The following is a 26614-nucleotide window of genomic DNA, read 5'->3' as shown; positions in this document are numbered from 1 at the left end:
ATTGTGGCAATGACGATGAAACTGATTCACGTAACAATGTTTTTCTTACAATAACGATATAATTATGCATCATTTAATATATTTCTTTGCCTTGATCTTACTAACTAGCGGCTTATTTATAATGCTTACAAGTCGTAATTATATTCATAAAATTATCGGGCTTGGAATCTTTCAAAGTTCGGTGTTAGTATTTTATTTAAGTATCGGAAAAATTAAAACAGGCGGTGTACCTATTTTACAAGAGGGCGTCACTACTTACACTAACCCTTTGCCGCATGTATTAATGCTAACTGCTATAGTAGTTGGGTTTGCTACTCTTAGCGTAGCTTTAAGTTTAATATATCAAATTTATAAACATTTTGGTACAATATCAGAAAATGAAATTAATTTTGATAAATGATTCTAGCTAACCATGTCCCTATCATACAAATATTATTCCCTTTATTTGGGGCTTTACTCTCAATAATATCTTTTCGCTTTATTACCTTTGCACGAATAATTACTACGATTTGCATTTTATCTAGCCTTTTGGTCAGTGTTTATGGATATAGCATTATACAAAATACGGAGCTATCTTACACCATGGGAGGATGGGCTTCAACAATAGGAATAGAATATCGGCTAAATGCACTAAACCAAGCTATTATTATTTATCTTAACTTGGTTTTATTATTCTTTTTAGTTTTTTGTCATAAGATTACTAATCAAACTATCTTAAAATATATAAACAATAATAGAAAATCTTTATTTTACGGTATATTATTATTCGCTCATACAGGCTATTTAGGGATGATTGCTACTCACGATTTTTTTAATCTATATATATTTATAGAGATTTCAGCACTTAGTAGCTATGTCCTGATAGCCTCAGGTAATAATCCAAAATCTTTAATCGGAGCTTTTGATTATTTGATAATAGGTAATATCGGTGCAACTCTTATTCTTATATCTATAGGATTTTTGCTAAACATTACAGGTCGTTTGAATATGGCAGAAATTGCAGCGTCTTTACAAGAACATACTAATTCCCGTATAATCACTATAGCTATCGGTTTTTTCTTAATAGGTGCTATTTTAAAAACAGCTTTTTTCCCTATGCATTTTTGGATGATGAGAGCTTATAATAACACGACTTCAGTTATTCTAGTATATTTAGCAGGGATTTCTACTATAATAGGAATATATATAATATATAAATTTACTTATATTATTATAGGCTATGAGACAATTAAAACGGCTATTACAAATTTTATAAAACCTATCGTTTTAGCTACTCTTATTATAGCCCCGTATTTTGCTTACCAAGCAAAAGATTTCAAGAATATTATAATTTATTCATGTTTCACTCAAATAGGTTACGTATTTTTATTATACGTAACCGAAAACGGTATAATAGTTTTACCAAGTTTATTACTTGCGGATAGTATAAATAAAATAGCTCTTTTCTTGATAGATGCTTATAATGAAAGCTATAAAAGAGAGCCTAACAAAGTTTTAATAATAATTGCTATTATTTGCAGCTGTGGCTTACCTATCAGTCCATTATTTTTTATCAAAGTAAATATTCTTGAATTATTATTAACACAAAATCTACTATTAGATTTTATTATAATTTTACTTAGCTCCGTAGGATCGTTATTTTACCATTATAAAATGGTACTATTGTCATTCCCGCGAAAGCGGGAATCCAGTAATTAAAAAATATAAACACAGTAAGTTTTTAAAACTAAAAGCACGATTTATCTCGCTTTTTCTGGATTCCCACTTTTAGCTAGGCATGACATAGAAAACCATACAGGTAATGCTCTAACCATACTATCAAAAAAAGTATAATAGCTTATCATGATTACACAATTTACTACTCCGAATCTTTTGATTCTATCAACTTTGCTAGTTAGTGCATTAAACTTAACTAGCCCATATGCCACTCAAAAAGATAGCTTTATACGTAATTTTTTACTTATTACTATCGCTATTTTTTTCTTCGGTAATATTTTAATTATAGACTGGTTGTTTTTAAAAGGTATTAGAGCAGGATTTGAATTTAATATATTCGGTAATTACTCTATAGGATTCCATCTTGAACCTTTAGGACTTGTTTTCTTAAGCTTAATAGGCTTTTTATGGATTTGTGCTTTACTTTACACTCCTAAATATCTTGCTATTAATAATATAGACTATTCTTCTAGATTCTTATTTTTCTTTAACTTAACTATTCTAATCGGTGTTTTAATTGCTTTATCTAGCAACTTATTCACGATGTTTATTTGCTATGAGCTTTTAACTATTTCTACAGCTTTTTTAATAGGACATACTAAAAATAATATAGTACTTAGCGGGTTATATAAATATCTAAAAATTCTGATGATTTCTGCCACAATATTATTTTTACCGGCAGTGATAATTATTTATACTAAAGCCGGTAACGGAGATTTTGCAAGTGGGAGTTTAGTAGAAAATTATTTTTCCAAAAACCAGTCAATTATTTTATTGTTAATGTTTATTTGCGGTATTGCTAAAACTGCAATTTTTCCGGTGCATTCATGGCTTCCTGCTGCAATGGTTGCACATTACCCCATTAGTAGTTTGCTGCATGCCGTAATAGTGGTTAAAACTGGATTATTTTGTATTTACAAAATCCTATTATATATATTCAGTTTATCGTATTTACAAATGATATTTGCCGAGTTTAACTGGTTAATTTTTATACCGATAGTAAGCATATTTTATAGCTCAATCAAAGCCCTAGACACGGATAATATCAAAAAAATACTCGCCTACTCCACTATGAACCAATTAAGCCTTGCATTGCTTAGTGCTTTCATGTTAACACCTAAGGCACTTGGAGCCGCAATACTCCATTTAGTTTCACATTCTGTTACAAAAATCTGCTTATTTTATAGTATGGGAAGTATTTACAGTTTAAAGAAGGCTGATCAAGTACAGAATTTACATGGTACATCCAAAGAATTTCCTTTAATTTCTTTTATTATATCTATCGCTTCACTATCATTAATCGGTATACCTATCTTTAGCGGATTTATTAGCAAATTCTCAATATTACTTGCCGCAAGCGAACAGAATCAAATCATTGTTATGATTGTCATAATAGCTAGTAGTATATTCTCAAGCCTTTACCTGCTCAAAATATTAAGCTCTATTTATAAACCTTCTTTAGTAGAATCTAGCGTAATAAAACCACTCCCCTACTCTATGCAAATTAGTATAATAATGTGCTGCTGTGCCGTAACTCTTTTCTATTTTATTCAAATCTTAATCAAAGAATTTTTAGCTTATATTACATAAACATATTTACATAATCTACACATAATCATATAATATGTATACCGCAGATACTTCAAAAGTTGGAAGTCAAATAAGCAGTGCGCCTGCACAGCGTACAATAGTACCTGAGCACAGGCGAATCCTGAAATTTGACGTACCAAATCTTGAAGTATCAAATGTATAAATATGGTAATTATTTTTGAGGATAAATATGGCACAAATTATTAGAGCCACAGAATTTGTACGATCTTTTTCAAATATTATGAATAGAGTTTACTATAAAGGCGAAAGCTTTGACGTTCAAAAAGGTAATCATATCGTAGCAAGGATTACGCCTGCAGAAATCAAGCCTTCTGTAGCAGTAAGAGACTTAGAGGAAGCTTTTAAAAATGGTCCACATCTTGATCCTGAAGATGCTGATCAATTCATGAAAAATCTGAAGAAATAAGACGCAATACTAAACAAGATATTAAAAAATTGGTTAGAAAGATGGGATTAATTATTGATACTGCTATAATCATAGCTTTAGAAAGAGGGAAGGTAAGTACTAAGCAATGGTCACATTACGGTCAGGCTTATATTAGCCCTATTGTGTTAACTGAACTATTAATAGGAGTAGATAGAGTCAAGAATGAGAATAAACGTATAAAATGTTTAGCTTTTATAGAATACGTAAAAAGTCTGTTTACTATATTACCTTTCGGTATTGAAGAAGTATATACATATGCACGTATTACTCATGCTTTATACACACAACGTATAACTATAGGAACTCACGATATACTTATTGCAGCAACGGCTATTACAAAAGGTTTTCCGATATTAACTCTAAATGTAAAAGACTTTAAAAGAATCCCGGGACTAGAGGTGTTAACAGTGTCTTCTAACGATTAAAATGTTTATTCAAAATACCAAGTGTACATTTCCGCTTACTAATTTTGAGCTTATGTTTGATTTTCACCCACAAAATCAGCTAATAGCTCTAGCATTTCTAATTGTTACTACTATCTTAAATCTTTATACAATTTCCCAAAATAGAAAATTAGAATGCTTAATAGGTAGTTTATACTGTTTATCCTCTATTATATGCGTATTTGCAGCTGATTTTATTTCCATGATAATCTCGCTTGAATTCATGACGATTTTTGCCTGCATAATTATTTTTTGTGACCAATTAAAGATAAAACCGGCACGTCAATATTTCCTCACTCATTTATTCAGCAGCGGGCTAATCTTAATCGGTATGACTCTTCTAATCCAAACAACAAGTAATACGACTTTTACTTCTTTAACGGAATCAGTAAATAATTTTGAGTTACCAGCAATATTCATACTTGCAGGCTGTTTAATTAATGCCTCGGCTATTTTTGTAAACGGCTGGGTGGTTCATTGCTATCCTATAGCTTCAAGTAGCGGTATTGTATATTTAATTAGTTTTACTACTAAAGTTATTTTAATTATCATGTTAAAATTATTTAGCGGTCTTGAGATATTAAAGTTTTTTGGGATATCAATGATCATTTACGGATTAGTATTTTCTCTAATTGAAAAAAAACTTAAACGATTAATATGTTATCTTACCGTATCACAGCTTGGTTTTATATTAACGGCTATTAGCATAAACTCTCCAAATATAGCTTATCTTATTACAAGCTTTATATTCATACATATATTATATAACGGGTTATTTGCTTTATATTTCGCTTATATAGAAGATGAATATGATATTAAAAATTACCAAGATCTTCAGAATACTCAAATTAATTTTATTTTATTAAGCGGATTTGTTATTAGTATATTGATCTATACATCTATACTGCCTATTAGTTCTTCTTATATTAAAGATGAAATAGCTAATATTTTAAACGAGAATAGTGTAATGCTATTTTCCAAGATAACGACTTGTACCGTATTATTTGGGTTGTTGATGGAGAGTTCTACGTCATTCCTGCGAAAGCAGGAATCCAGTAAAAACCTCAAAAATAAAAGCCTTATAATATTTCTGGATTCCCGCTTTCGCGGGAATGAGATAAGAACTATAACCTACCTCTCTTTCTGCATCATAACTTTATGCATATGTTTATTCTACCCTATTCAAATATCACATACTGCTAACTTTAAGCTAGTTATCCTTGCAATCTCACTGTTATTGGCTGTAATTTTTAGAAAAATACCACGCATTTCGACAGAAAACATAAACCTTGACCTATACCAATATATTGAAAAATTTATATATTTCAGTATCGATAAATATAAAGAAACGGCAGACAATAAAGAAGATACGGCAGAATATCTTAATTTTAAGGTTATTTGGGATAATATTTTAAGTAAAATATCTGCTTGGCATAATCAGCAAACTGCTATATTGATTGTATTATTCCTATTAATTAGTTTGATTTTAACACTACAATAATTCGATGTCATTGTTGTATAGATACCAAAATCGTCATTGCGAGAAGAAACTGTAAGTTTCGACGCAGCAATCCAGTAAACAATTCTGATTACAGAATTTTTTTTATTATTTTACTAGATTGCCGCGTCGCCTACGGCTCCTAGCAATGACGACTTTAGGCATAACAACACAAAAAAATAAAAAACATGAAACCACCAATAACAGACAAACAAAATTATAGCTTTGAAGTTCACGAAGCAACAATAAACGATGATTATCACTGGCTGCGTGATCCTAAGTGGCCAAATGTAGAAGACTCTAAAATTTTAGATTATTTAAAAGCTGAGAATCAATATACCGAAAATTTCTTTGCCGATCTGCAAAATGATAAGGAACAAATTTTTAAAGAATTAAAAGGACGGATTAAATTAGACGATGAATCGGTTTATGTTAAGAACAAAAATTATTACTATTACCATAGAGTAGAGGAGAATAAAAATTATCCGATATATTGCAGAAAGCATAATAATATGGATTCAGCGGAAGAAGTAATATTAGATGTCAACCTTTTTGCGCCAAATAGCGGTTTTACTGATGTTGCTACAATTGCAATGTCACCTGATCACAATTTAATGGCTTATAGTGTTAATTTTACAGGTAATGAACAATACAATATCAAAATATACAACCTTAAAGAGCAAAAATACTTACCTGATGAATTAGGCAATGTACAGCTAAATCTCGATCGCTTCAGACAAGATGCATTTCAGGAAGAGCCTGCGGAACGTACAAATGTACGTGAGCATAGGCGAATACCGCAAAATTCGCTTGTATCAAGCGATCGAGATTTAGCAGCTGTAGCTCCTACTATAATTTGGCATGAACACTTAAACGGCTTTTTCTATATTACTATTAATGAGAATCAACGCTGGGATAAGGTAATGTTTCACCTTCTAGGTGAAGAGGTCACTCAGGATAAATTAATATTCGAGGTAAAAAACCCTCTTCATTTTATCAGCTGTGAGAAATCAGCAAGTCATGAATATATTTTTATAAATTCAGGCGATCATAATGAAAATGAAATTTACGTAATTTCTATGCAGGATGATAGTTTTACGCCTAAATTAGTACGAGCTGCAGAAAACAAAATATTCTATGCAATAGAACATAATGGCGATTATTTTTATATTAAAACTAATTATAAAGCTAAAAATTTCCATATTATAAAACTGCCGGTAAATAATTTTGAAAATACTAGCTGGGATGATTGGGATGATATTTATATTAAGGAAGCACAAGACAAATATTTAAAAAGCTTTAATGTTACAAATAATTATTTAATCTTAAACTATCGTGACCAAGGTTTACCGCTAATTAAAATAAAGCGATTTAAAGATTTACAAGAAAACACAATTCATTTTCCTGACGAAAGTTTCCAAGCAAGTAGTTTTTCTACAAACTTTGAGGAAGACGATATCAGAATAGATTACTCTTCTCTAGCAAGACCCAATACCACTTATAGCTACGATTTTAATAGCGATAAATTAACGATATTAAAGCGCCACGAAATACCTTCAGGCTTTAACCCGGAGGAATATAAAGTAGAGAGAATATTTGCAGATAATGAAGATGCAAAAGTACCTATAACCTTGTTTTATAAAAAATCTTTATTTAAAAAAGACGGTTCAAATCCTTTATATCTAATGGGTTACGGTGCTTATGGCATCGCTATGCCCGTCAATTTTAGAAATATAGCAGTGACACTTGCCGATCGCGGTTTTATTTACGCAGTTGCCCATATTAGAGGTGGCGATGATCTAGGTCATGATTGGTATGAAGCTGCTAAGTTTTTAACAAAAAAAAGAACATTTGAAGACTTCATAGCCTGTAGTAGAGCTTTAATTAACGAGCAATATACAAGTAATAACAATATAGTAATAATGGGCGGTAGTGCCGGCGGTATGTTAATCGGTTACGTACTCAACGAAAAACCGGAAATCTATAAAGCAGCAATCGCGCATGTACCGTTTGTTGATGTGTTGAGTACCATGCTTGACGAAAGCTTACCATTAACTCTCTTGGAATATAATGAGTGGGGTAATCCGAAAGAGAAAGAATATTTTGAATATATTAAATCATATTCCCCTTATGATAACGTAAAAGCACAAAACTACCCTGCTCTATTCGTTACTTGCGGTATATCCGACCCACGTGTAGGTTACTGGGAACCTGCTAAATGGGTAGCAAAATTACGAGAACTAAAAATGGACAATAATCCCTTATTATTAAAAACAAATATGGATACAGGACATAAAGGTTCTACCGGTCGTTTTGATTATCTGAAAGAGATAGCTGACGAATTAGTATTTATTTTTAAGGTGTTTGATGTTGGGGTGTAGTTAGCAGATTTGTTGCTGGAATCCTGTTATGTCATTCCTGCTTTCGCAGGAATGACATACAACACCTCTACTGAATACAAAAACAATGCATAAAAATTATCTAGAACAATTACAAAAATTACCGATTACTTTAATTTTACTAATTAGCTTAATTTGCTGTATTGGTTTCATTGTGCTTTATTCTGCAGCAAATAGCAATTTGCAGCCCTGGGCTTACAAACAAATTATAAATTTTTGTATATTCTTGCCTTTAGCTATTATTATTGCATTAATTGATTTACGCATAATATTTAGGTTATCGTATATCTTTTATTTGTGCATACTCGCTTTACTAGTAGCCGTGGAGCTTTTCGGCTCAACTGCCATGGGCGGTAAAAGATGGATTGATATCGGTATAGTTAAGCTTCAACCTTCCGAACCGATAAAAATCGCCGTTGTACTAATGCTTGCTAGATACTTCCATTCACTAACAATTGATGATCTTACAAAATTTCATAAAGTTATTATACCGATTATAGGAGTTTTAATACCGGCTTTGCTAATAATTAGAGAACCAGATTTAGGTACGGGAATGATTGTTTTAATTGTTTCAGCAATTATATTTTTTGCGGCAGGTTTTAGAATAAAATATTTTATAATACTAGGTCTTGCTGTTCTTATTAGCCTACCTATTGCTTGGAATATGATGTATGATTATCAAAAAAAACGGGTAATGGTTTTTTTAGATCCCGAACATGATCCGCTCGGTGCTAGTTATAATATTATTCAGTCTAAAATCGCTATAGGTTCAGGTAGCCTATTTGGACGCGGTTTAAATCAAGGTAGCCAAAGCCATTTGGCTTTTCTTCCCGAACATCAAACTGACTTTATCTTTGCTACCTTCGCTGAAGAGTTCGGCTTTATAGGAGGAATGTTTTTACTAATATTATATTTGGCACTTATAACTATTTCTTTATTAATTGCCGCAAATTGCCGAGAGATTTTTAGTAAATTAATGGTAATAGGTATTACTTCAATCTTATTTAGTCACGTATTTATTAATATAGCTATGGTTATGGGCTTACTTCCCGTAGTAGGCGTACCGCTACCGTTTATTTCTTACGGCGGAACAATGATCGCATCCATGCTAATCGGCTTTGGGCTTGTGATGAATGCTCAGGTACACGGACATACCGCTTTAAACTAGTACAATTATATTTACAAAATGGATAACATAAATTAATAATAAGTTGCATTATATTTCATTTATCGTATAAAGCGAAATTTCTTGTTGACTTTTATATAAAACAGTATAGATTTCTCTACAATTTAATTTTTTATAAAGAATTTATGCTCGAGTATGCGAAAGCCCAAACAAGTTTAAATAGAGAACAAAAACAAGCATGAGGTACTATTGGAACTTTGCTTGAATATTTTGATTTATATTGATATGTACATATGGCAGTGCTTCTCAACGAGCTTTGCCTCAAGCTGATCCTCAGACTGCTCTAATCTATGAAGCAGCTGCATTATGTTCAACATATGTATTTAGACCGATAGGAGCATTAATCTTTGGTTGGCTTGGTGATAATATAGGAAGAAAATCAACTATAATAATAACTACGTTGCTTATGGCTATAGCTTGTTTTATTATGGCAAATCTTCAACTTATGATGAAATAGGAATTGTAGCTACATGGGTTACGATAGCATGCCGTATAGCACAAGGCATGTCCTCAATGGGAAAAGTAATAGGAGCAGATGTATATTTAACTGAATTTATTAAACCACCTATACAATATCCAACTGTAGCAACTTTAGATAGTTTTTGTATATTAGGTGGTTTTGGAGCATTATACTTAGCTTCTTTAGTTACTTCATTTGGTTTTAGTTGGCTTATAGCTTTTTTTTAATCGGTGCTGGAATCACTATAGTAGGAATCATTGGAAGAACTTCACTTAGAGAGACACCGGAATTTGTGAATGCTAAACGATATTTAAGAAAAACTTTAGAACAAGCTAATATTGATCCTAAAAAGATAAAAGTAATATTAAAACTATGTTTTTTTTATTAGATTGTACAGGTCCTGTAGCATTTTATATATCATATATTTATTGTGCTAATATATTAAAAAATACTTTTAATTATAGCCCTGTAGAAATTATTCATCAGAATTTATTTGTAGCACAGTTTAATTAATTGTTGTTTTATTTCATGTGCCTCTATATACATTTTTTATTAATAATAGTTGATTACAATTAAAATAAAAATTAAAAAATTGCAATAATAAATAGCTTTTTAGCCCTAAAGAAGCATAATAATTTTAACCTTTTGGTCTTTAAGCAGCTTCATTATGTTTTATTAGTGCTGTTATTGCTTATCCCGTATAAAGCTTATCTGCCAAAAACTTTCTTCTTTATATTATCTTCTTCTAAAAAATATATCGTTTTTTTCATTCAATATATCATCACAGTTTATATATAAAGATCCCCCGAAAAGTTACTCTAACTTCTTTAATAGTCTTATTTACTTACAAGAATTTTTATTCTTTCTAATAGTTTATTTTCAGTGTATTTTTATACTAAAATTTAATTCACAAGAAAAATATGCAAAACTACCGACAATATTTAATTTTAAGTCTTATATTAATCTTTATTCACATTAATCCAGCTGTAGCATTAGAGGATAAGAGAGACTCTTCAGTATATTATCATAATAAAGGTACTAATTTAGCTATTTTAGGAAAATATGAATTAGCTATTGAGTTCAATCCTAAATTTTCAAAAATATATAATAATAAAGGTCTAACTTTAGAAAAGCTATGTCAATATAGGTTAGCACTTGATGCTTATAATAAGGCACTTGAACTTGATTCAATAAATTCTGAGATACAAAATAACCAAAAACGCTTATTAAAGCTTATTAAATAAAAAATAATTAAATATTTTGACCTTTATTTTCTTAGGTTGTTCTGTTTTCTAGATTTTTGCAGTCTAAAAAAATAAGCAAGCCAATGATACCATTCATCTACTGTTATTTGCTCTACTTCTGCAACTGTCTTATATAAAACTTCAGTAAGAGTAAACTGGGGCCTGCTATTCTGATTATGATTTCATGTATCATACAGATACCCATTAACCATAGCTGTTAATGATCATTAGGAGAATATTTATGCCCCAATTACTTGACCTTATAACCCCTAGTGATATCTTATATGAAGAATTTATAAAGCCTTTGAATATAAGTCAAAACCAGCTAGCTCGTGATATTGATGTACCACCTAGCCGTATTCACGCTATAGTGCATGGCAAACGAACTCTTACGACTGATACGGCACTGAGATTAGGTAAATATTTTCACACTTCAGCCCAGTATCCGTTTCGTACTATGGAAGTAGCAAGAAAAGCTAGTTGATTATTTCCTAGCAACGGCAAAAGATTTAGGATGTCTTATGGCAATATCGATATCCTGCATAAAGCTTATTCTTATACTGTCGCTTGTACCAAGTGCATAAGGATTAACTAACACGTCTAATACGCCCCCCATTGCCTGACATAAATTAAATAATACTTTTTATCACGGAGTAATACATTATAAAAAAGGCAACAAATACTACCATCATATTTACAAACCTATTGTTACTAAAGAATTATAGAACAAATAGAAAAAGTTTTTGCATCAATGTATATTGAGCCTGATTTATTGAGCAAAATATTTTGTTTTGTCGAATGCTGAGGGAAAAAGACGCCTAATAAAAACTGTGTGTTCGACAATTAAATTAACAGGCACAAAGCTTGACTTTATGCTGCACTCGCCGTTTGATTCATTCGTAAATTTGTCAAAAATCGAGGAATGGCTCCCCGGGCCGGACTCGAACCAGCGACCGAACGGTTAACAGCCGTTTGCTCTACCACTAAGCTACCGAGGAACATTAGAAGCATCTGGAAGATTCAGATACTTCCTTATAACAAATCTTTATTATAACGTCTAGCGTTTTCTTTATATAAAATAAAAAAGTTTTATTCATCACCTATTTTTAAAGCTGCAATAAACGCAGATTGCGGAATTTCGATATTACCGTACTGTCTCATTCTCTTTTTACCTGCTTTTTGTTTCTCAAGTAATTTACGTTTACGACTTATATCACCACCGTAACATTTAGATAAAACATCTTTACGTAGGGCTTTAATAGTCTCACGAGCGATAATACGACTACCTATACTTGCTTGAATTGCTATATCAATCTGCTGTCTTGGTATTAAATCCTTTAACCTTACGCATAAGGCCCTTCCCCTTTGCTCGGCACGTGAGCGGTGTACGATTGTGGATAGTGCATCAACCGCCTCTGCGTTAACCAAAATCCCCAGCTTAACAAGTTCAGCAGGTTCATAAACATCCATTTGCCATTCAAAACTTGCATAACCTTTAGAACAGCTTTTTAAACGATCGTAGAAATCGTAAACTATCTCATTTAGCGGTAATTTATAAATTATTTTAGCCCTATTTGCTATATAGCTATGATCAAGCTGCACCCCTCTCTTTTCTGTACAAAGCGATAGTACCGCACCTAAAAACTCATCAGGTACCATTATAGTTGCCTTAATCCAAGGCTCTTCCATTGATTCGATTTTTTGTAAATCAGGCAAATCTGCCGGGTTATGTATCTCTAAGTTCTCACCGTCCCGCATATGAATTTTATATACCACACTTGGAGCGGTAGTGATTAAATCTAAATCGAATTCCCTACTTAAACGTTCTTGGATTATCTCTAAATGTAACAACCCTAAAAAGCCGCATCTAAAACCTACTCCGAGTGCCGAAGAGCTTTCCATTTCATACTCAAAACTAGCATCATTAAGGCGTAATTTAGCTAGTGAATCCTTTAGATGCTCAAATTCCGAGCTATCCGTTGGATAAAGACCACAAAACACTACGGGTAAGTTTGGTTTAAAACCCGGTAGAGCTTGCTCACAAGGCTTTTTTTCATCAATGATAGTATCCCCAACTTTACAATCCGCTACTTGCTTTATAGCCGCAGTAAAGAAGCCGATTTCTCCTGCATGCAGAACATCCGAAATATGTTTTTTCGGAGTAAAATAGCCAACATTCTCAACGGTATAAACCGAGTTAGTAGCCATCATTTTAATACGCATATTCTTACGTAAGTAGCCATCAATAACACGTACTAAAATAACCACGCCAAGATATGGGTCATACCAACTATCAACAAGCAAAGCTTTCAAAATATCAGAACTACTTTCTCTTGGCGGAGGTAATTTATTGACTATAGCCTCTAAAACTAAATCAATCCCTATACCGCTTTTAGCAGAGATTAGCACAGCCTCACTTGCATCGATTCCGATTATATCCTCTATTTGCTGCTTAACCTGTTCAGGTTCTGAAGCCGGGAGGTCAAGCTTGTTAAGCACTAGTACAATCTCATGATCATTCTCGATTGCTTGGTAAACATTGGCAAGCGTTTGTGCTTCTACTCCTTGCGTACTATCAACTACCAATAACGAGCCTTCACAAGCAGCAAGTGACCTACTAACTTCATAAGCAAAATCGACATGCCCGGGAGTGTCCATTAGATTCAAATAGTAGGTATTACCGTCTTTAGCTTTATATACAAGCCGCACGGTTTGTGCCTTAATAGTTATGCCTCTCTCTTTTTCAATATCCATCGAATCTAACACTTGCTGGCTCATTTCCCTAGCCTGCAAGCCGCCGCAATGTTCAATTAACCTATCGGCTAACGTAGATTTACCGTGATCAATATGGGCGATTATTGAGAAGTTCCTTATATATTTTTGATGATTCATAATTATTGTGATATAATTTGCATTTGTTTATTGTCTGTTATCCCGCGATCAAGTCGCGGGATAACACTAAACCACGATAATATATAACACAATCGAAATTTATAACAGGAAAAAATAATGCGAGCTGAAATAGAAAATTATGTAAAAAAAATTGAGCAGTCTTTAGAACTACTTTGGAGGTCACTTTGACGTTGAAGCATCAACTGAAAGACTGAACGCGCTAGAAGAGTTAACAGCCGATCCTAGTTTATGGAATGATCAGGCTAATGCTCAAAAATTACTGCGAGAAAAAAGTAATCTAGAAGAAAAACTAAACGTTTTTAATAAACTCAAATCCAATTTAAAAGATGCTTTAGAACTTGAAGAAATGGCTGAAGCCGAAAACGATTTAGAAACACTTGCACAAATTGAACAGGACTTAAAAAATTTAAGCATCATTACTGCCAAATTTGAAACGGAATGTTTGTTTTCAGGTGAAGCAGACGGTAATAATTGCTTTTTAGAGATTAATGCTGGAGCCGGGGGGACTGAAAGCTATGACTGGGCGTCTATTATGATGCGTATGTATTTGCGTTTTGCCGAACGACTCGGCTTTAAAACCGAAATAATCAATATGATTAACGGCGAAGAGGCAGGCATTAAATCATGCACGATTAGGATAATAGGAAAGCGTGCTTACGGCTGGTTTAAGACCGAAGCTGGCGTTCACAGATTAGTGCGTATTTCTCCGTTTAATGCAGCCGGTAAAAGAATGACTAGCTTTGCAAGTAGCTGGGTATATCCCGAAATTGATGATAATATAGCAATTACTATTGAGGATAAAGATTTAAGAATCGATACTTTTAGAGCATCGGGAGCCGGCGGGCAGCACGTTAATACTACCGATTCAGCTGTACGTATTACTCATATACCGACCGGTACGGTAACACAATGCCAAAGCGATAGATCGCAGCATAAAAATAAAGCTCAAGCTATGAAAATGCTTCAAGCCAAACTCTATGAGCTTGAAATGCAAAAACGTACCGATAGCGTTAACGAGCAGAATGCCACTAAAACCGATAATAGCTGGGGACATCAAATTAGATCATATGTTTTGCAACCTTATCAAATGGTAAAAGATTTACGTACCGATTATGAAACTTCCGATACTAAAGGAGTGCTTGACGGTGACCTTGAAGAATTTGTTTCCGCAAACCTTGCTATGAATGCAGGTGGTAAGAAGTAGTGAAAATCAATGAACAATACTTTAAGTAATGAATCATATACTGATTTAATTAAAAATTTAAAACAAGAAATTAGCAAAGCTCGCATTAGAGCCCATTTAGCAGTAAATAAAGAATTGATAGTTCTTTATTGGAATATAGGAAAATTAATTTTAGAACGTCAGAATAAAGAAAAATGGGGATCAAAAATTATTCAAAATATTTCTGATGATTTGCGTAAAGAATTTCCTGAAATGAAAGGATTATCATATCAAAACCTTTCTTATATGCATCAGTTTTTTGCAGAATATAATAATGACCAAATTCTCCAACAGGCAGTTGGAGAAATCCCATAGAGTCATAATATTATTATTTTTTCAAAACTAAAAAATATAAATCAAAGAATTTGGTATGCACAATAAACCATTGAAAACGGTTGGTCCAGAAATGTATTATCTTTGCAAATTAAAAGTAATTTACATGAAAGGTCAGCGAAAGGTATAAATAACTTTTGCAAGGTCGATTATAAAAGACCCGTATAACTTAGAATTTTTAGATATTCAAGGTAAAATAATAGAACGAGATTTAGAAAATAAATTGATAGATAATATTAAAAACTTTTTATTAGAGTTAGGACAAGGTTTTGCATTTGTTGGCAATCATAGAACTTGAGGGAGAAGATTATTATTTGGATTTAGTTTTTTATCACATAAAACTCAAATGCTATGTTGTTATTGAATTAAAAACTGGCAAGTTTAAGCCGGGATATGCCGGTAAACTAAATTTTTATCTTAATTTAATGGATCGCACAATTAAAGATAATGCGGATAATCCTACAATTGGGTTAATTTTGTGCGAAGAAAAACAAGGTATTACTGTAGAATACGCTATAGAAGGCATCCAAAAACTAATAGGAGTATCACAATTTAAGCTTACAACAACATTACCTAAAAAGCTTGAAAAATTTCTGCCTACCTCTCAAGATCTAGCAAAGCTAAAAAGCGAATAAATGACTAAAAGTTATTTTTAAGTAACGCCAAAATTGCTATTATCACTCATGCTTATCATTTCCCTCGTGTTAATCGATATTTTGATAACAAACCGAATTTTGACTTCTTCTTTATTCATAACACTAAACCTATAATTTTCTTAGTCGATCGAAAATTTGAAACCATAGGAGTAGATAATGAACTAAAACAGGAGCTAATAAAATTACCTAACTATATAGAGAAAGGTTTTATTTCAGAAAAATTAAATGCTAATATTTAGCAATGCTTGATTAATCAATTACTATCTCTCTTGCTTCTTGTTCTTTAATCTCAATACGAGGTAGAATAATAGTAAGTATTCCATTCTTAAGGCTTGAAGAGATATTTGCCTGATCTACATCTTCATATAATGATATTACATAATTAAAATTTTTATTCATATAATTATCTGAATCATCAGCTTTATTTTTTTCTTCTATATTCCCTGTAATAAATAATTTATTACCGTTTACTTTAACCTTAATTTGACTTTTATCAAAGCCAGGTACTTCCATAACAATAATATACTGCTTATCTTTAGTAATAAAATTGCTTTTTATGCTATTAGATTCATAAAGCGGCAATCTATTTTTAAATAAATTATCAATATTTGTAATTTGATTATCTATTAAATCTGCTACCTGACGCAGTGGCGTTGCATTACCGGAATCATAATTCTTATTAGCTATTGCAATATTACTAGATAAAATCATAGCTGCTATAGACGGAATATATAATCTTACACTCTTTAACATAAAACCACCATTAATTTTGTTAGTTATATATTTAAATATATAAAATTATCTATTTAAAATTCAAGTCTTATATTTCCATAATTTGCTGAAAATACGCTGCCCCAAATAAAAACTAATAATCTCCGCAAAAATAGTTTGATCTTCTATGCTCCATAATATATCTAGATATTCAACTAGCAGAGCAGAACTTTTTAACGATTTATATTGAACATATTTAACTCCTCTATACATTGCAAAAAAGCTATAGGCAAGCACGGGTCTTACCGAACCATTTTAAAGCATCAACCCAACTAACATCTGATTTATAAGATTTATAAGTGGAGTAAAGAGAATATTGCTCTGCCATTTCTTGTGATATGGTAAGCTCTGTAAAAGTTTTAGACTGATTAAGTTTGTTATTAGCAATTTGACGATCTAAAATATTTATCTCGTGTTTTTTGTCGTTAATATCTTTATATATTTTCAAAATTTCAGGAATTATTGAACTAATAAATCCTGTGATCGCCGTAAGTAAAGTAATCATAAATAGCTATCTATATAAATTTTAGGATAAGTATAGCAAAGATAAGTCATTATACTAAGAAAGAGGCAAAAAGGGGCAGCATGGACTGATTATTTATGTCATTTCTAGAAAGCAGGAATTCGGTCAAAAATGATAAAAACACAGCAAACTACTATAAAAATTTAGTATATAATTAGATTAAAAAACTGGATTCCTGCTTTCGTAGAAATAACATCGAACATGTTTAATGATCCATGCAACAACGCCAATAATAGGAAACTGATCCACTCAACAATTACTTTAAATTAGACCAAATGCGGTTTTTTGCAATATAGAAAAAGATAGTAAATACTGCTAAAAACATCATAACTTTAAGACCCATAGATTTACGATGTTCCATTTCCGGCTCAGCTGCCCATTGTAGAAATACCACAACGTCTTGCGACATCTGCTCTACACTTGCGTTAGTACCGTCCATATAGGTTACCTGCCCGTCTGTAAGCGGCGGCGGCATTGCTATTTGCTTGCCAGGGAAATAGGGATTATAATGAGTTCCCTGCATCAGCTTAAAATCTACCGGCGGTTCGGTATAGCTGGTAAGTAGCGAATATATATAATTAGCTCCATCATGACGTGCTTTTATTATCAACGATAAATCAGGAGGATGAGCACCATTATTAGCTGCTCTTGCTGCTTGCTCATTAGGGTAAGGAGGTACAAAACGATCAGAGGGAAGAGCGGGGCGGTCAAACATCTCACCTTCATCATTAGGTCCGTCTTTTATCGTATAGCCTTTGGCAATCTCTTTTATCTCGTCATCCGAAAAGCCGATATCTTTAAGATTACGGTAATATAAATTGTTTAAACCGTGGCAAACACTACAAACTTCTTTATAGACCTGAAAACCTCTTTGTGCTACTTCACGATTAACTGTACCAAATACGCCGTCAAATGACCATTTCATCTTTTTTGGATGTAATACTGCTTCGTTGGCTAAACTTAAGCACGAAGCTAGTAGTATGATGATAGAGATAAGTAGTTTAGTTTTCATAATTTTTTTTGAGTCGTCATTGCAAGGGAAAATTGAAAATGTTGACGAAGCAATCTCAGGAGTTTATATATTATTTTATAAGATTGTCGTGTTGAGATTTTGTCTTGCCTTGCAAGGATGTTTTTATTACAGAATAATTTCATTATACAAATCATCCCAATTTATATTTGTTTTTCTCTATTTATTACTGAATTCATAGTGGATGAATCTCATAAAATACTAAAATTTTGCAATTATACTTTTTACTAAACCCCTTAACTGTATCATTTTTGTGTTGATATATTCTTTTTATTAAATTAAAAGTAACACCAGTATAGAGTGTATATACCATTTTTCTTGTTAGTTACTATATATACTATTGGTTACTTCATAAATTTGTATAATACAAAAAACGTCATTGCGAGCAGCCATAGGCTGCACGGCAATCTCATGAAATAATAACAAACTCCTGAGATTGCTTCGTCAATTGCTATGCAATTTCCTCGCAATGACATCTCTTCGCAATGACTTAACTCTTATAACTCCTCCGGCAATGGCAGCGGTTTTTCATATTTACCTATCAGCGGCAAAGCTACTAAGACATGAAAAAAGTAATAACAAGCAGCAAAACGGCTAATGGTAATATACGGCTCTTCTGCCGGCTGCCCGCCTAAATAACCAAGCAATAAACAATCTGCCATAAATATCCAAAAAGCAATTCGGTATATCGGTCTATAATTACTACTTCTAACTTTTGAAGTATCAAGCCAAGGTAGCAAGAATAACACAAATATACTTCCGAACATTAATAGCACCCCACCGAGCTTAGACGGCACGGCTCTAAGTATTGCATAAAACGGCAGAAAATACCATTCAGGGACAATGTGGGCAGGCGTAACTAACGGATTTGCCGGAATGTAATTATCGGGATGTCCTAAATAATTAGGTTCGTAAAAAATAAAATAGGCAAATATTATGAAATAAACTCCGAAACCGACAAAATCCTTTACGGTATAATAAGGGTGAAACGGAATAGTATCTTTAGGGCTTTTAACATCTATACCTTTTGGGTTATTTGAACCATGCTGATGCAAGGCCACTAAATGCAGCATCACTAAAGCAACAATAATAAACGGCAATAAATAATGCAGTGAGAAGAACCTATTTAATGTCGGATTATCAACAGAAAAACCACCCCATAACCACGTAACTATACATTCCCCTATTAACGGGATAGCAGAAAATAAATTAGTAATAACCGTTGCTCCCCAGTAGCTCATCTGCCCCCAAGGAAGCACGTAACCCATGAAAGCAGTAGCCATCATGGTTAGAAAAATGATGATACCGATATGCCAAAGCAGTTCTCTAGGCGCTTTATAAGAGCCGTAATACAAACCTCTTGCTATGTGTAAGTATACGGCAGCAAAAAACATCGATGCACCTACCGCATGAGTATAACGCAGTAACCAACCGTAATTCACGTTACGCATGATTCGCTCAACACTATCGAAAGCATGATCAACATGCGGAGTATAGTGCATAGCAAGTATGACGCCGGTGATTATCTGAATCACTAACGCAATACCGGCAATAGAGCCTAAATTCCACAAATAGTTAAGATTTTTCGGAGTTTGATAATGACTAAAATGCTTTAGGAACGCAAAAATAGGAAGACGATAATCTATCCATTCTATAATAGCATTAGGCTTTTTAGGGGTAATATCTTCATTCATAAATTAATTACCCGATTCTAATTTTTTTGTCGCTAATAAAAGTGTAAGGCGGCACAGCTAAATTTAAAGGAGCAGGACCTCTTCTAACTCTACCTGAAGAATCATATTGTGAACCATGGCACGGACAGAACCATCCATCATATTCACCTTGATTAGCAAGCGGCACACAACCTAAATGCGTGCAGATCCCGATCGTCACCAGCCAATTATCATGCCCTGCTTTCACACGTGCTTCATCTGCTTCAGGATCAAGCAGCTCTGACATTTTAACGGCTCTTGCTTCAGCTATTTTGTCAGGCGTACGGTTAGTGATAAAAACTGGTTTACCTTGCCATTTAACCGTCACTGTTTGACCTACCACAATATTTGATAAATCAACCTCAATTGATGATAAAGCTAGCACGTCCGCAGAAGGGTTTAAAGAATCAACAAGAGGCCAAAGAGTACATACTGCCCCAACTGCTGCAACACTACTAGCCGTTAGAACCATAAAATCACGACGTGTTGTTTGTTTGTTTTTATTATCTTCAGTATCCGACATATAATATTAAAGTGACATAAATTAACGATTATTATTACTACCGCTTGGGGTATTATTAAGATGATTTGGATTTTCTAGTTCTTCATAAGGATTTATTATAGGACGTTCAGGGTCTGCAGCACTATCTGCTTGTTTTGGCGTCAGCTTATTTATTTCATCTTCTAACACTTTTGCTCCTGTCCCTGCTTCATGCTTATATTTGCCAGGATCACTTAAGCAACTCCAAAAACTAACTAAATGATCCCAATTAGGACCGAGTTTTGTAGTACAATTTTGAGCAACTGCTTTAGTTGTATCTAATATCTCGACTGTAGTTTCAGTAAAATAATCTATAAACCCAATTTTTTTTAAGCCCAATACTGTATAATATAAAGTAATTAAGGAAGCAACCGCTATAATTAAATACCATTTAGTGATAATAGACCACAGAAAAAATCCCATAGGATTTGCTGCCATTAACCTTCGTAAAGCATACCACATATATTTTGCTCAAAAAAATTTATTAATAATATTCATCTTATTTTATATCACTACATTAGTAAAAATAAAGCAAAATCACGTAATATTATAAATATTTTTAATTAAACAGGAACTCAAGAAGAATGAAATTGGTAAAAATACTAAATTAATTCCTATCATAATAAAAATTAATTGTAAGTTATTATCTTGTAATATTAAACCTGTCATTATAATATTCGGAATTAATAACGGCATGATAAACGTACCGACAAAATTAGCATTCTTCTTAAAATAACATTGCACGCTACCGGATAACACTACTAAACTACTTGATAACACTAATATCATCCATACACTAATAAAGAAAAATATTATCTCAAGCAAAGTTTGATCAAAAAAAACATAAATAATGGGTAAAACAAAAACCAGCCCTATCGTACTGCTGATAAATATAGCAAAAAATTTAGCCAATATAATTTTTTCATGACTAACAATTGATAATAATAACTCTAAACTTCCGTCTTCCAAATCAGATTTAAATATAACCGAAGAAAAACCGATTAATGAAATTAATAAACAAATTACCGAAAAAATTAAACCGAATTTGTTAATATCCCTTTCACTGTTAATTAAAACAGTACTAATTATGCAAAATAAAAAAAATATAACTAGATATTTAATTATATTATTAATGCGATTCTGCACTATCAATTCACGCTTAATTAGTACAAATAGACTATTCATAATTATTAAATACGTTATAAATTAAGTACATAATAGCTGCAACAGTTAAACCTATACCAATTTCAACAATAACTATCGCAATATGCTGAACAAGTAGCTTATCATTGATAAAATTTGTTAGTGAATAATAATTTAAATAATTATCGTTAAAAAAGAGTGATATTATTCCTACAATTGCATATATTGCTACACCTAAAACCGCAATACAAACTAGCACGTTAGGAGGAAAATATCGGCTTAATTTTCGATTACCGTAAACTAAATCATAAGCAATAAGGCTAGATGCAAATATAACACCTGCTTGAAACCCACCACCCGGCGAAGACTCACCGTTAAGCTGAATATATATACTATATAAAATTATATAAGGTATTATAAAACTAGTAATATATTTTATTATTGGATTTGTCATCCCATGGCTTGACCACGGGATTTTGTATCGCCTGCTGTGTCCTGAGATACCACGATCAAGTCGCGGTATGACATCATCAGACTTTCTTGAAAATATCAATAGCACGGCAATTCCTGCAATTAAAATTACGCTAGTTTCACCTAAAGTATCATATCCACGATAACTTGCAAGAATAGCCGCAACAAAAGAAGGTACACCTATATCTCTAGAGGTATTTTCGATATAATATTTACTTGAATGCATATGAATAGGAGCATTATCATCACCGTAATTCGGTAATTCGAGCCCCATATAAGCAAGAGTTACTACAAACAATAAACATATTAAACTTGCTGGAATAATATTAGTTCTCTCAATATTCTTTAAATCCGAAGGTAATTTACGCAACAAATTCAAATATACGCATGTTGATAAGCAAGCTCCAAGTGCTGCCTCAGTCATTGCGACATCAGGAGCATCCATAATAAGATAGGATACACCAATTAATAAGCTAAATATAGAAGCAGCAATCACTGCATTTAGTAAATCTTTAGCAAAAATTATTTTTATCGAGATTAAGATCAATAAAAAAGCAATTAAGTTAAGTAGGTAATTGCTGAGATCAAAATTTAAAGCTGTCTTTGTCATATGGTTGTTAAAATTTAACGTCATTGCGATGAGCAACGTAATTTCGACGTGGCAATCTTATCAAGCATCCTGAGATTTCTTCGTCAATTACTTCGTAATTTTCTTCGCAATGACGGTACTATCAGCTCTAATTTTCATAAATAAAGATGCTTTACCAAGTGCATGAGTTGCTACCGGATTTAGTATAAAAATCAATAAAGCCGCTAAAATTAATTTAACAGAGTTCACAATATCTGCTTCAATGCATGCAAAACCTATTAAGCAAATAGGCACACCAAAACTCTCAATAACACTCGCTGCATGTAATTTAGTATAAAAATCAGGAAATCTAAAAAAACCGATTATTCCTGAAAATATAGCAAATAATCCAATAATTACTAATAAAATTCCTATATAGTATAGTGTCATTGTGTTTATCCTTTTTTCGTCATTACGAGGAAATTATGAAATAATTGACGAAGCAATCTCATGCAAAAGTCCTGAGATTGCCGCACGAACTAAAGTTCACTCGCAATGACGTTTTTACTCACCTTGAGCCAAGCTATAACCTGCAACCCCGTCAAATTCACACAGATTCTCTACTTTGATAAAATCGATATTTGCTGTGCTTAAAGCTTCAAGCAATCTTGTTATATCTAAATGCTTTATTTCTGTGCCGTCTTTATTCATAAAACGACAACACCAATGATCGGAAACAGTTTCAAACCTTGTATCACGAGGCCACAGCTTTAATCCTTTTGACGAGATTGTTTTTAACTCAAAATTACCAAGATCAAGTTTATTAATTTTATTTGCTATATCGTGAGCGGAAGATACATTCATATTCACAAATATATCCGTACCGACCAATTTCTTAACTTCTTTAGTATCAATTTTATAATCTATATTGCTTTCTTGCTTCTCAGCAATTAAGGGATAATCTGCTTTAGGTAGCTTTGTCGGTAACTTTCCTAATCTTTTCGTTACTTCTTTGACAAATTCTTTTGTACCGACTTTTTTACTAGAACTCTGCTCGTTATATATATCGGCTGTATGAACGCCATCCTCTATAGTTTTTTTCCAAGCATTTTCGATTAATGTAGCGATATCACCCTGCCCTATATGTACTAGCATCATTATTGCAGCATTTAAAAGCCCTGACGGATTTGCGATATCTTTACCGGCAATATCGGGAGCACTTCCATGTACCGCTTCAAACATCGCATAATGCTGCCCAATATTTGCAGAACCTGCAAGACCTACCGAGCCTGACATTTCAGCAGCTACGTCAGATATGATATCACCGTATAAATTAGAAGTTACGATAACGTCAAATATTTCCGGTTTGGTAGCAAGCCTTGCCATCCCGATATCGATAATATAATGCGCGTTATTAATTTGCGGGTATTCTTTTGCAATCTCATTAAATACTTTATGTAAAACCCCATCAGAAAATTTCATAATATTATCTTTGCTTAAACACGTGACTTTTTTACGGTTATTTTTTACTGCATATTCAAAAGCATATCTAATAATCTTCTCACATCCTGTATGACTTATCAACTTCATTGACTCATACATATTATGCGTTTGGCGGTATTCTATACCTGCGTATAAATCTTCCTCATTCTCACGTATAATAGTTAGGTTCAAATTTGGATGTAATGTTCTAGTAAAAGGATGAAACGAAACGGAAGGACGAATATTAGCAAAGAGCTGTAATGTTTTACGAATCGTGACATTTAAACTTTTATATCCTCCACCTTGCGGAGTAGTAATCGGGGCTTTAAGTATAATACCAGTGCGTTGTATTGATTCCCAGCTTTCCTCGCTTATGCCTGAAGTATAATGCTTCTTGTAAAGCTTTTCACCTACTTCAATGGTTTCTAAACGAATACGAGCCTCAGCTTTACGTAATATATAAAGCACTGCCTCCATTATTTCAGGACCTATACCGTCCCCGTATGCAATTGTAATCGGTGTAAATTCTGCCATATTCAATACTCTATTGTTTATATCATTCCCACGTAGGCGGGAATCCAGTAAAACCTATAAAAACTAGTTTTTATAGATTTATTTTATCAGATATGTAACTTCTGTATCAATATTGAAGTTATTTTTCCATACAACACTATCAATAGTTTATCGTTACTCCTTTTAATCTCTCATTCAACAGAAAAGTCACTTCGGAAGTTATATTCAAATTATTTTTGGCATATAAGACTTGAGCACTTGGAATTACCAAATTAAGGTTATATTTCTCGGCAAGTTCACTAATTATTGTAATAGTTGTTTCATGGATTCTACTCATAGCCTCAGCGTGGGCTTGTTCAAGCTTTGTTTTCTTAATCTGAATTTCTTTTCTAACGTAGCTAACTTTTGCATTAAATTCATTTACTTTATGCTCAAATTCGGTTTCACTTAAATGAGAACGCTCATTTAACAACTTCTCTTCCAGCGGTTTAAATTCTGCTTCTTTTACAGCAATATCCTCTTGAATTTTATGATTAAGCTTTTCGATTTTATTACGCAAATCTTTTATAGCGATCGAACCTTCCAATATAGATTGTACATCAGCAACAGCTACTCTAACTTTAAAATTATCTTCTTTAATTGGCACATTTTGTGCCTCCGTAATCGTTGAGAAATTTATTATGAATATGCATAAACATAATATTCGGTATATCATCTTTGATCCCTTTTAGGTTAAACGGTGTCGGCTAGGATTGTCATCCCGTGGCTTGACCACAGGATCTTGTACCACAGGCAGTATCCTGAGATCCCGCGATCAAGTCGCGGGATGACATTCAAGATGACTGGAGTCCCGCCTACGCGGGAATGACACTGGCGCAACACCCTTATTAATCTAAGAATAAATAACATCAAGCAATTTGTCTATAATTAAAAACTTAACCTTTACCTAACATTGGCACATTCCCGTCTCCCCATGCATGGGGTATATTCGCCATCCGAATAATAATCACTAGAAATAGGTTCAAACGAAATAGCTTTTATTGCTTCAGGACTGAAATAGGTACTCTCTTCATCACTAAGTAAAGATTCAGTAGCCGGTTCTTCTAGCTCAACATAAATTTCATGCTGTTCATTAAATTCATATAAAAAATTAAAAGCTTCATGAATATGCTCTGTTCCTTTGTTCTTAACCAAAACTACTGTAATACCATAGTCTTTTGCAGCATTGACATGTTTAATATCATCATCCATGAAAAATACGTTTTTTTATTAGTTATTTCGGTATTATTAATTATTGCTCTTATATATTCTTTTTTAGTACAATTTTTGTATTTCTTCAAAATTATTAGAAGGTAAAGCTGATTTTATATAAATTTTTGCTGCATCTTCCTTTCCTAGTAACCTTTCTAATGCATATTTTACAGCATGAGGATAATCATTAAATAATGCTATAGCTATTTATGATCGGATAATATAATATTCTTAAAAAGGCGTGCTATTTGCTCTTCATTCTTCCAATCTAAATTTTCATTATCTAGGAATTTCTCCATCAACTCTATAGAAAATTTTTGCTCAAGCCTAACTTTTTCTTGCTCTCGTTCTTTATAGGAGCTAAAAAAGCGATTTTGTATATTATGTGCTATTAAACCTCCTAACCTCTCTCCGATATAATTATGCGAATGTCCAACTCAAGTATTGTCACAATCAAATATAAATAAAGCTGTATTATCGTTTATTAATTTCTCTTATTTT

The 26614-nt window shown here is 32.7% G+C and carries 29 protein-coding genes, 1 tRNA gene and 5 pseudogenes; 17 read left to right on the top strand and 18 right to left on the bottom strand.

Annotated elements, in window-relative coordinates; translation table 11 throughout:
• The first annotated feature begins 64 nt into the window (after window positions 1-64).
• From ACPKKV_RS03345 to ACPKKV_RS03280, 14 genes and pseudogenes are all read left to right on the top strand, one after another.
• Window positions 65-400, top strand: coding sequence for a Na+/H+ antiporter subunit C (locus ACPKKV_RS03345; RefSeq protein ID WP_392506178.1), 336 nt, complete (start codon window positions 65-67; stop codon window positions 398-400).
• The gene (locus ACPKKV_RS03340; protein WP_392506177.1) at window positions 397-1698 is read left to right on the top strand and encodes a proton-conducting transporter transmembrane domain-containing protein; all 1302 of its coding nucleotides are present in this window, start codon (window positions 397-399) and stop codon (window positions 1696-1698) included. Before ACPKKV_RS03345 ends, ACPKKV_RS03340 begins: the two co-directional genes overlap by 4 nt.
• A 144-nt stretch (window positions 1699-1842) precedes the next feature.
• On the top strand, window positions 1843-3306 hold the full coding sequence (locus ACPKKV_RS03335; protein WP_392506176.1) for a proton-conducting transporter transmembrane domain-containing protein: 1464 nt from the start codon (window positions 1843-1845) through the stop codon (window positions 3304-3306).
• A gap of 31 nt (window positions 3307-3337) precedes the next feature.
• Window positions 3338-3466: pseudogene (locus ACPKKV_RS03330) on the top strand (palindromic element RPE5 domain-containing protein); the annotation flags it as partial.
• A 30-nt stretch (window positions 3467-3496) separates the two neighbouring features.
• Window positions 3497-3784, top strand: a pseudogene (vapB, locus tag ACPKKV_RS03325) (type II toxin-antitoxin system antitoxin VapB).
• Window positions 3775-4179, top strand: a complete 405-nt coding sequence (gene vapC, locus ACPKKV_RS03320; protein WP_392506175.1) for a ribonuclease VapC — start codon at window positions 3775-3777, stop codon at window positions 4177-4179. Before vapB ends, vapC begins: the two are co-directional and overlap by 10 nt.
• A 1-nt stretch (window position 4180) precedes the next feature.
• Window positions 4181-5698 carry a proton-conducting transporter transmembrane domain-containing protein gene (locus ACPKKV_RS03315; protein WP_392506174.1) on the top strand — a complete coding sequence of 506 codons (1518 nt, stop codon included), beginning with the start codon at window positions 4181-4183 and terminating at the stop codon, window positions 5696-5698.
• Between the two features lie 185 nt (window positions 5699-5883).
• Window positions 5884-8076, top strand: coding sequence for a prolyl oligopeptidase family serine peptidase (locus ACPKKV_RS03310; protein WP_392506173.1), 2193 nt, complete (start codon window positions 5884-5886; stop codon window positions 8074-8076).
• Window positions 8077-8161: 85 nt separating this feature from the next.
• The gene (gene rodA / locus ACPKKV_RS03305; RefSeq protein WP_392506172.1) at window positions 8162-9262 is read left to right on the top strand and encodes a rod shape-determining protein RodA; all 1101 of its coding nucleotides are present in this window, start codon (window positions 8162-8164) and stop codon (window positions 9260-9262) included.
• 274 nt (window positions 9263-9536) lie between these two features.
• Complete coding sequence (locus ACPKKV_RS03300) at window positions 9537-9737, top strand: MFS transporter (protein ID WP_392506171.1); 201 nt, start codon at window positions 9537-9539, stop codon at window positions 9735-9737.
• Window positions 9738-9793: 56 nt separating this feature from the next.
• A complete protein-coding gene (locus tag ACPKKV_RS03295; protein ID WP_392506170.1) occupies window positions 9794-9967 on the top strand; it encodes a hypothetical protein in 174 nt (57 codons plus the stop codon).
• 145 nt (window positions 9968-10112) lie between these two features.
• Entirely contained in the window at window positions 10113-10253 is a 141-nt protein-coding gene (locus ACPKKV_RS03290) for a hypothetical protein (RefSeq protein WP_424492226.1), read from the top strand.
• Window positions 10254-10660: 407 nt separating this feature from the next.
• The gene (locus ACPKKV_RS03285; protein WP_392506168.1) at window positions 10661-10984 is read left to right on the top strand and encodes a tetratricopeptide repeat protein; all 324 of its coding nucleotides are present in this window, start codon (window positions 10661-10663) and stop codon (window positions 10982-10984) included.
• A gap of 241 nt (window positions 10985-11225) precedes the next feature.
• Entirely contained in the window at window positions 11226-11468 is a 243-nt protein-coding gene (locus ACPKKV_RS03280; RefSeq protein ID WP_392506167.1) for a HigA family addiction module antitoxin, read from the top strand.
• Here ACPKKV_RS03280 and ACPKKV_RS03275 read toward each other — a convergent pair whose 3' ends face one another.
• The 3 genes from ACPKKV_RS03275 to lepA all read right to left on the bottom strand — a co-directional run bounded on the left by ACPKKV_RS03275 (window position 11469) and on the right by lepA (window position 13876).
• Window positions 11469-11600: a hypothetical protein gene (locus tag ACPKKV_RS03275; RefSeq protein ID WP_392506957.1), complete on the bottom strand. Its 132-nt coding sequence runs from the start codon at window positions 11598-11600 to the stop codon at window positions 11469-11471. It lies immediately after the preceding gene.
• A 307-nt stretch (window positions 11601-11907) separates the two neighbouring features.
• A tRNA-Asn gene (locus tag ACPKKV_RS03270) sits at window positions 11908-11982 on the bottom strand.
• 91 nt (window positions 11983-12073) lie between these two features.
• The gene (gene lepA / locus ACPKKV_RS03265) at window positions 12074-13876 is read right to left on the bottom strand and encodes a translation elongation factor 4 (protein WP_392506166.1); all 1803 of its coding nucleotides are present in this window, start codon (window positions 13874-13876) and stop codon (window positions 12074-12076) included.
• Between the two features lie 117 nt (window positions 13877-13993).
• Here lepA and prfB point away from each other — a divergent pair.
• The 3 genes and pseudogenes from prfB to ACPKKV_RS03250 all read left to right on the top strand — a co-directional run.
• Window positions 13994-15101, top strand: a protein-coding gene (gene prfB, locus ACPKKV_RS03260; protein ID WP_392506165.1) for a peptide chain release factor 2 whose coding sequence is annotated in 2 segments (ribosomal slippage) — window positions 13994-14062 and window positions 14064-15101 — 1107 coding nt in all. Because the reading frame shifts where the segments join, the coding sequence is not laid out codon by codon here.
• Between the two features lie 9 nt (window positions 15102-15110).
• Window positions 15111-15434, top strand: coding sequence for a DUF1016 N-terminal domain-containing protein (locus ACPKKV_RS03255; RefSeq protein ID WP_392506164.1), 324 nt, complete (start codon window positions 15111-15113; stop codon window positions 15432-15434).
• A 69-nt stretch (window positions 15435-15503) separates the two neighbouring features.
• Window positions 15504-16084, top strand: a pseudogene (locus tag ACPKKV_RS03250) (PDDEXK nuclease domain-containing protein); the annotation flags it as partial.
• Between the two features lie 273 nt (window positions 16085-16357).
• On the opposite strand, the gene ACPKKV_RS03245 reads toward ACPKKV_RS03250, so the two are convergent.
• The 15 genes and pseudogenes from ACPKKV_RS03245 to ACPKKV_RS03175 form a co-directional block, all read right to left on the bottom strand.
• Window positions 16358-16861, bottom strand: a complete 504-nt coding sequence (locus ACPKKV_RS03245; protein WP_012736569.1) for an Hsp20/alpha crystallin family protein — start codon at window positions 16859-16861, stop codon at window positions 16358-16360.
• 60 nt (window positions 16862-16921) lie between these two features.
• The gene (locus tag ACPKKV_RS03240; RefSeq protein ID WP_392506163.1) at window positions 16922-17092 is read right to left on the bottom strand and encodes a hypothetical protein; all 171 of its coding nucleotides are present in this window, start codon (window positions 17090-17092) and stop codon (window positions 16922-16924) included.
• Between the two features lie 10 nt (window positions 17093-17102).
• A complete protein-coding gene (locus tag ACPKKV_RS03235; RefSeq protein WP_392506162.1) occupies window positions 17103-17384 on the bottom strand; it encodes a hypothetical protein in 282 nt (93 codons plus the stop codon).
• Window positions 17385-17658: 274 nt separating this feature from the next.
• Complete coding sequence (locus ACPKKV_RS03230) at window positions 17659-18414, bottom strand: cytochrome c1 (protein ID WP_392506161.1); 756 nt, start codon at window positions 18412-18414, stop codon at window positions 17659-17661.
• A 193-nt stretch (window positions 18415-18607) separates the two neighbouring features.
• A complete protein-coding gene (locus tag ACPKKV_RS03225; protein ID WP_392506160.1) occupies window positions 18608-18745 on the bottom strand; it encodes a GIY-YIG nuclease family protein in 138 nt (45 codons plus the stop codon).
• Between the two features lie 184 nt (window positions 18746-18929).
• Window positions 18930-20126, bottom strand: coding sequence for a cytochrome b (locus ACPKKV_RS03220; protein WP_392506159.1), 1197 nt, complete (start codon window positions 20124-20126; stop codon window positions 18930-18932).
• 7 nt (window positions 20127-20133) lie between these two features.
• Window positions 20134-20667 carry a ubiquinol-cytochrome c reductase iron-sulfur subunit gene (gene petA / locus ACPKKV_RS03215; protein WP_392506158.1) on the bottom strand — a complete coding sequence of 178 codons (534 nt, stop codon included), beginning with the start codon at window positions 20665-20667 and terminating at the stop codon, window positions 20134-20136.
• Between the two features lie 21 nt (window positions 20668-20688).
• The gene (locus ACPKKV_RS03210; RefSeq protein WP_392506157.1) at window positions 20689-21147 is read right to left on the bottom strand and encodes a DUF2670 domain-containing protein; all 459 of its coding nucleotides are present in this window, start codon (window positions 21145-21147) and stop codon (window positions 20689-20691) included.
• Window positions 21148-21222: 75 nt separating this feature from the next.
• Window positions 21223-21870, bottom strand: a complete 648-nt coding sequence (locus ACPKKV_RS03205) for a heme exporter protein CcmB (RefSeq protein WP_392506156.1) — start codon at window positions 21868-21870, stop codon at window positions 21223-21225.
• On the bottom strand, window positions 21863-22933 hold the full coding sequence (locus ACPKKV_RS03200; protein ID WP_392506155.1) for a DUF4040 domain-containing protein: 1071 nt from the start codon (window positions 22931-22933) through the stop codon (window positions 21863-21865). Before ACPKKV_RS03200 ends, ACPKKV_RS03205 begins: the two co-directional genes overlap by 8 nt.
• 63 nt (window positions 22934-22996) lie before the next feature.
• Complete coding sequence (locus tag ACPKKV_RS03195; RefSeq protein ID WP_392506154.1) at window positions 22997-23317, bottom strand: Na+/H+ antiporter subunit G; 321 nt, start codon at window positions 23315-23317, stop codon at window positions 22997-22999.
• Between the two features lie 114 nt (window positions 23318-23431).
• On the bottom strand, window positions 23432-24883 hold the full coding sequence (locus tag ACPKKV_RS03190) for an NADP-dependent isocitrate dehydrogenase (protein ID WP_392506153.1): 1452 nt from the start codon (window positions 24881-24883) through the stop codon (window positions 23432-23434).
• A gap of 139 nt (window positions 24884-25022) precedes the next feature.
• Entirely contained in the window at window positions 25023-25577 is a 555-nt protein-coding gene (locus ACPKKV_RS03185) for an OmpH family outer membrane protein (RefSeq protein WP_392506151.1), read from the bottom strand.
• 220 nt (window positions 25578-25797) lie between these two features.
• Window positions 25798-25981: pseudogene (locus ACPKKV_RS03180) on the bottom strand (hypothetical protein).
• 335 nt (window positions 25982-26316) lie between these two features.
• Window positions 26317-26598: pseudogene (locus ACPKKV_RS03175) on the bottom strand (hypothetical protein).
• Between the last annotated feature and the right edge of the window lie 16 nt (window positions 26599-26614).

The organism is Rickettsia finnyi (genome assembly GCF_049668125.1).
In the GTDB taxonomy this organism is placed as follows: Bacteria; Pseudomonadota; Alphaproteobacteria; order Rickettsiales; family Rickettsiaceae; genus Rickettsia; species Rickettsia kotlanii.
This window is presented reverse-complemented; position numbering and strand designations above follow the sequence as displayed.

What these genes read in the sequence shown, in the direction of transcription:
- ACPKKV_RS03340 (WP_392506177.1), top strand. Translation starts at nt 397, where the DNA reads ATGATTCTAGCTAACCATGTCCCTATCATACAAATATTATTCCCTTTA.
- ACPKKV_RS03225 (WP_392506160.1), bottom strand. Translation starts at nt 18,745, where the DNA reads ATGGTATATACACTCTATACTGGTGTTACTTTTAATTTAATAAAAAGA.
- ACPKKV_RS03245 (WP_012736569.1), bottom strand. Translation starts at nt 16,861, where the DNA reads ATGTTAAAGAGTGTAAGATTATATATTCCGTCTATAGCAGCTATGATT.
- rodA (WP_392506172.1), top strand. Translation starts at nt 8,162, where the DNA reads ATGCATAAAAATTATCTAGAACAATTACAAAAATTACCGATTACTTTA.
- ACPKKV_RS03335 (WP_392506176.1), top strand. Translation starts at nt 1,843, where the DNA reads ATGATTACACAATTTACTACTCCGAATCTTTTGATTCTATCAACTTTG.
- ACPKKV_RS03310 (WP_392506173.1), top strand. Translation starts at nt 5,884, where the DNA reads ATGAAACCACCAATAACAGACAAACAAAATTATAGCTTTGAAGTTCAC.
- ACPKKV_RS03230 (WP_392506161.1), bottom strand. Translation starts at nt 18,414, where the DNA reads ATGAAAACTAAACTACTTATCTCTATCATCATACTACTAGCTTCGTGC.
- ACPKKV_RS03220 (WP_392506159.1), bottom strand. Translation starts at nt 20,126, where the DNA reads ATGAATGAAGATATTACCCCTAAAAAGCCTAATGCTATTATAGAATGG.
- ACPKKV_RS03345 (WP_392506178.1), top strand. Translation starts at nt 65, where the DNA reads ATGCATCATTTAATATATTTCTTTGCCTTGATCTTACTAACTAGCGGC.
- ACPKKV_RS03275 (WP_392506957.1), bottom strand. Translation starts at nt 11,600, where the DNA reads ATGGGGGGCGTATTAGACGTGTTAGTTAATCCTTATGCACTTGGTACA.
- ACPKKV_RS03290 (WP_424492226.1), top strand. Translation starts at nt 10,113, where the DNA reads ATGTTTTTTTTATTAGATTGTACAGGTCCTGTAGCATTTTATATATCA.
- ACPKKV_RS03190 (WP_392506153.1), bottom strand. Translation starts at nt 24,883, where the DNA reads ATGGCAGAATTTACACCGATTACAATTGCATACGGGGACGGTATAGGT.
- ACPKKV_RS03235 (WP_392506162.1), bottom strand. Translation starts at nt 17,384, where the DNA reads ATGATTACTTTACTTACGGCGATCACAGGATTTATTAGTTCAATAATT.
- ACPKKV_RS03200 (WP_392506155.1), bottom strand. Translation starts at nt 22,933, where the DNA reads ATGACGTTAAATTTTAACAACCATATGACAAAGACAGCTTTAAATTTT.
- petA (WP_392506158.1), bottom strand. Translation starts at nt 20,667, where the DNA reads ATGTCGGATACTGAAGATAATAAAAACAAACAAACAACACGTCGTGAT.
- ACPKKV_RS03205 (WP_392506156.1), bottom strand. Translation starts at nt 21,870, where the DNA reads ATGAATAGTCTATTTGTACTAATTAAGCGTGAATTGATAGTGCAGAAT.
- ACPKKV_RS03240 (WP_392506163.1), bottom strand. Translation starts at nt 17,092, where the DNA reads ATGTATAGAGGAGTTAAATATGTTCAATATAAATCGTTAAAAAGTTCT.
- ACPKKV_RS03195 (WP_392506154.1), bottom strand. Translation starts at nt 23,317, where the DNA reads ATGACACTATACTATATAGGAATTTTATTAGTAATTATTGGATTATTT.
- ACPKKV_RS03280 (WP_392506167.1), top strand. Translation starts at nt 11,226, where the DNA reads ATGCCCCAATTACTTGACCTTATAACCCCTAGTGATATCTTATATGAA.
- ACPKKV_RS03295 (WP_392506170.1), top strand. Translation starts at nt 9,794, where the DNA reads ATGGGAAAAGTAATAGGAGCAGATGTATATTTAACTGAATTTATTAAA.
- vapC (WP_392506175.1), top strand. Translation starts at nt 3,775, where the DNA reads ATGGGATTAATTATTGATACTGCTATAATCATAGCTTTAGAAAGAGGG.
- ACPKKV_RS03315 (WP_392506174.1), top strand. Translation starts at nt 4,181, where the DNA reads ATGTTTATTCAAAATACCAAGTGTACATTTCCGCTTACTAATTTTGAG.
- ACPKKV_RS03185 (WP_392506151.1), bottom strand. Translation starts at nt 25,577, where the DNA reads ATGATATACCGAATATTATGTTTATGCATATTCATAATAAATTTCTCA.
- ACPKKV_RS03285 (WP_392506168.1), top strand. Translation starts at nt 10,661, where the DNA reads ATGCAAAACTACCGACAATATTTAATTTTAAGTCTTATATTAATCTTT.
- lepA (WP_392506166.1), bottom strand. Translation starts at nt 13,876, where the DNA reads ATGAATCATCAAAAATATATAAGGAACTTCTCAATAATCGCCCATATT.
- ACPKKV_RS03210 (WP_392506157.1), bottom strand. Translation starts at nt 21,147, where the DNA reads ATGTGGTATGCTTTACGAAGGTTAATGGCAGCAAATCCTATGGGATTT.
- ACPKKV_RS03255 (WP_392506164.1), top strand. Translation starts at nt 15,111, where the DNA reads ATGAACAATACTTTAAGTAATGAATCATATACTGATTTAATTAAAAAT.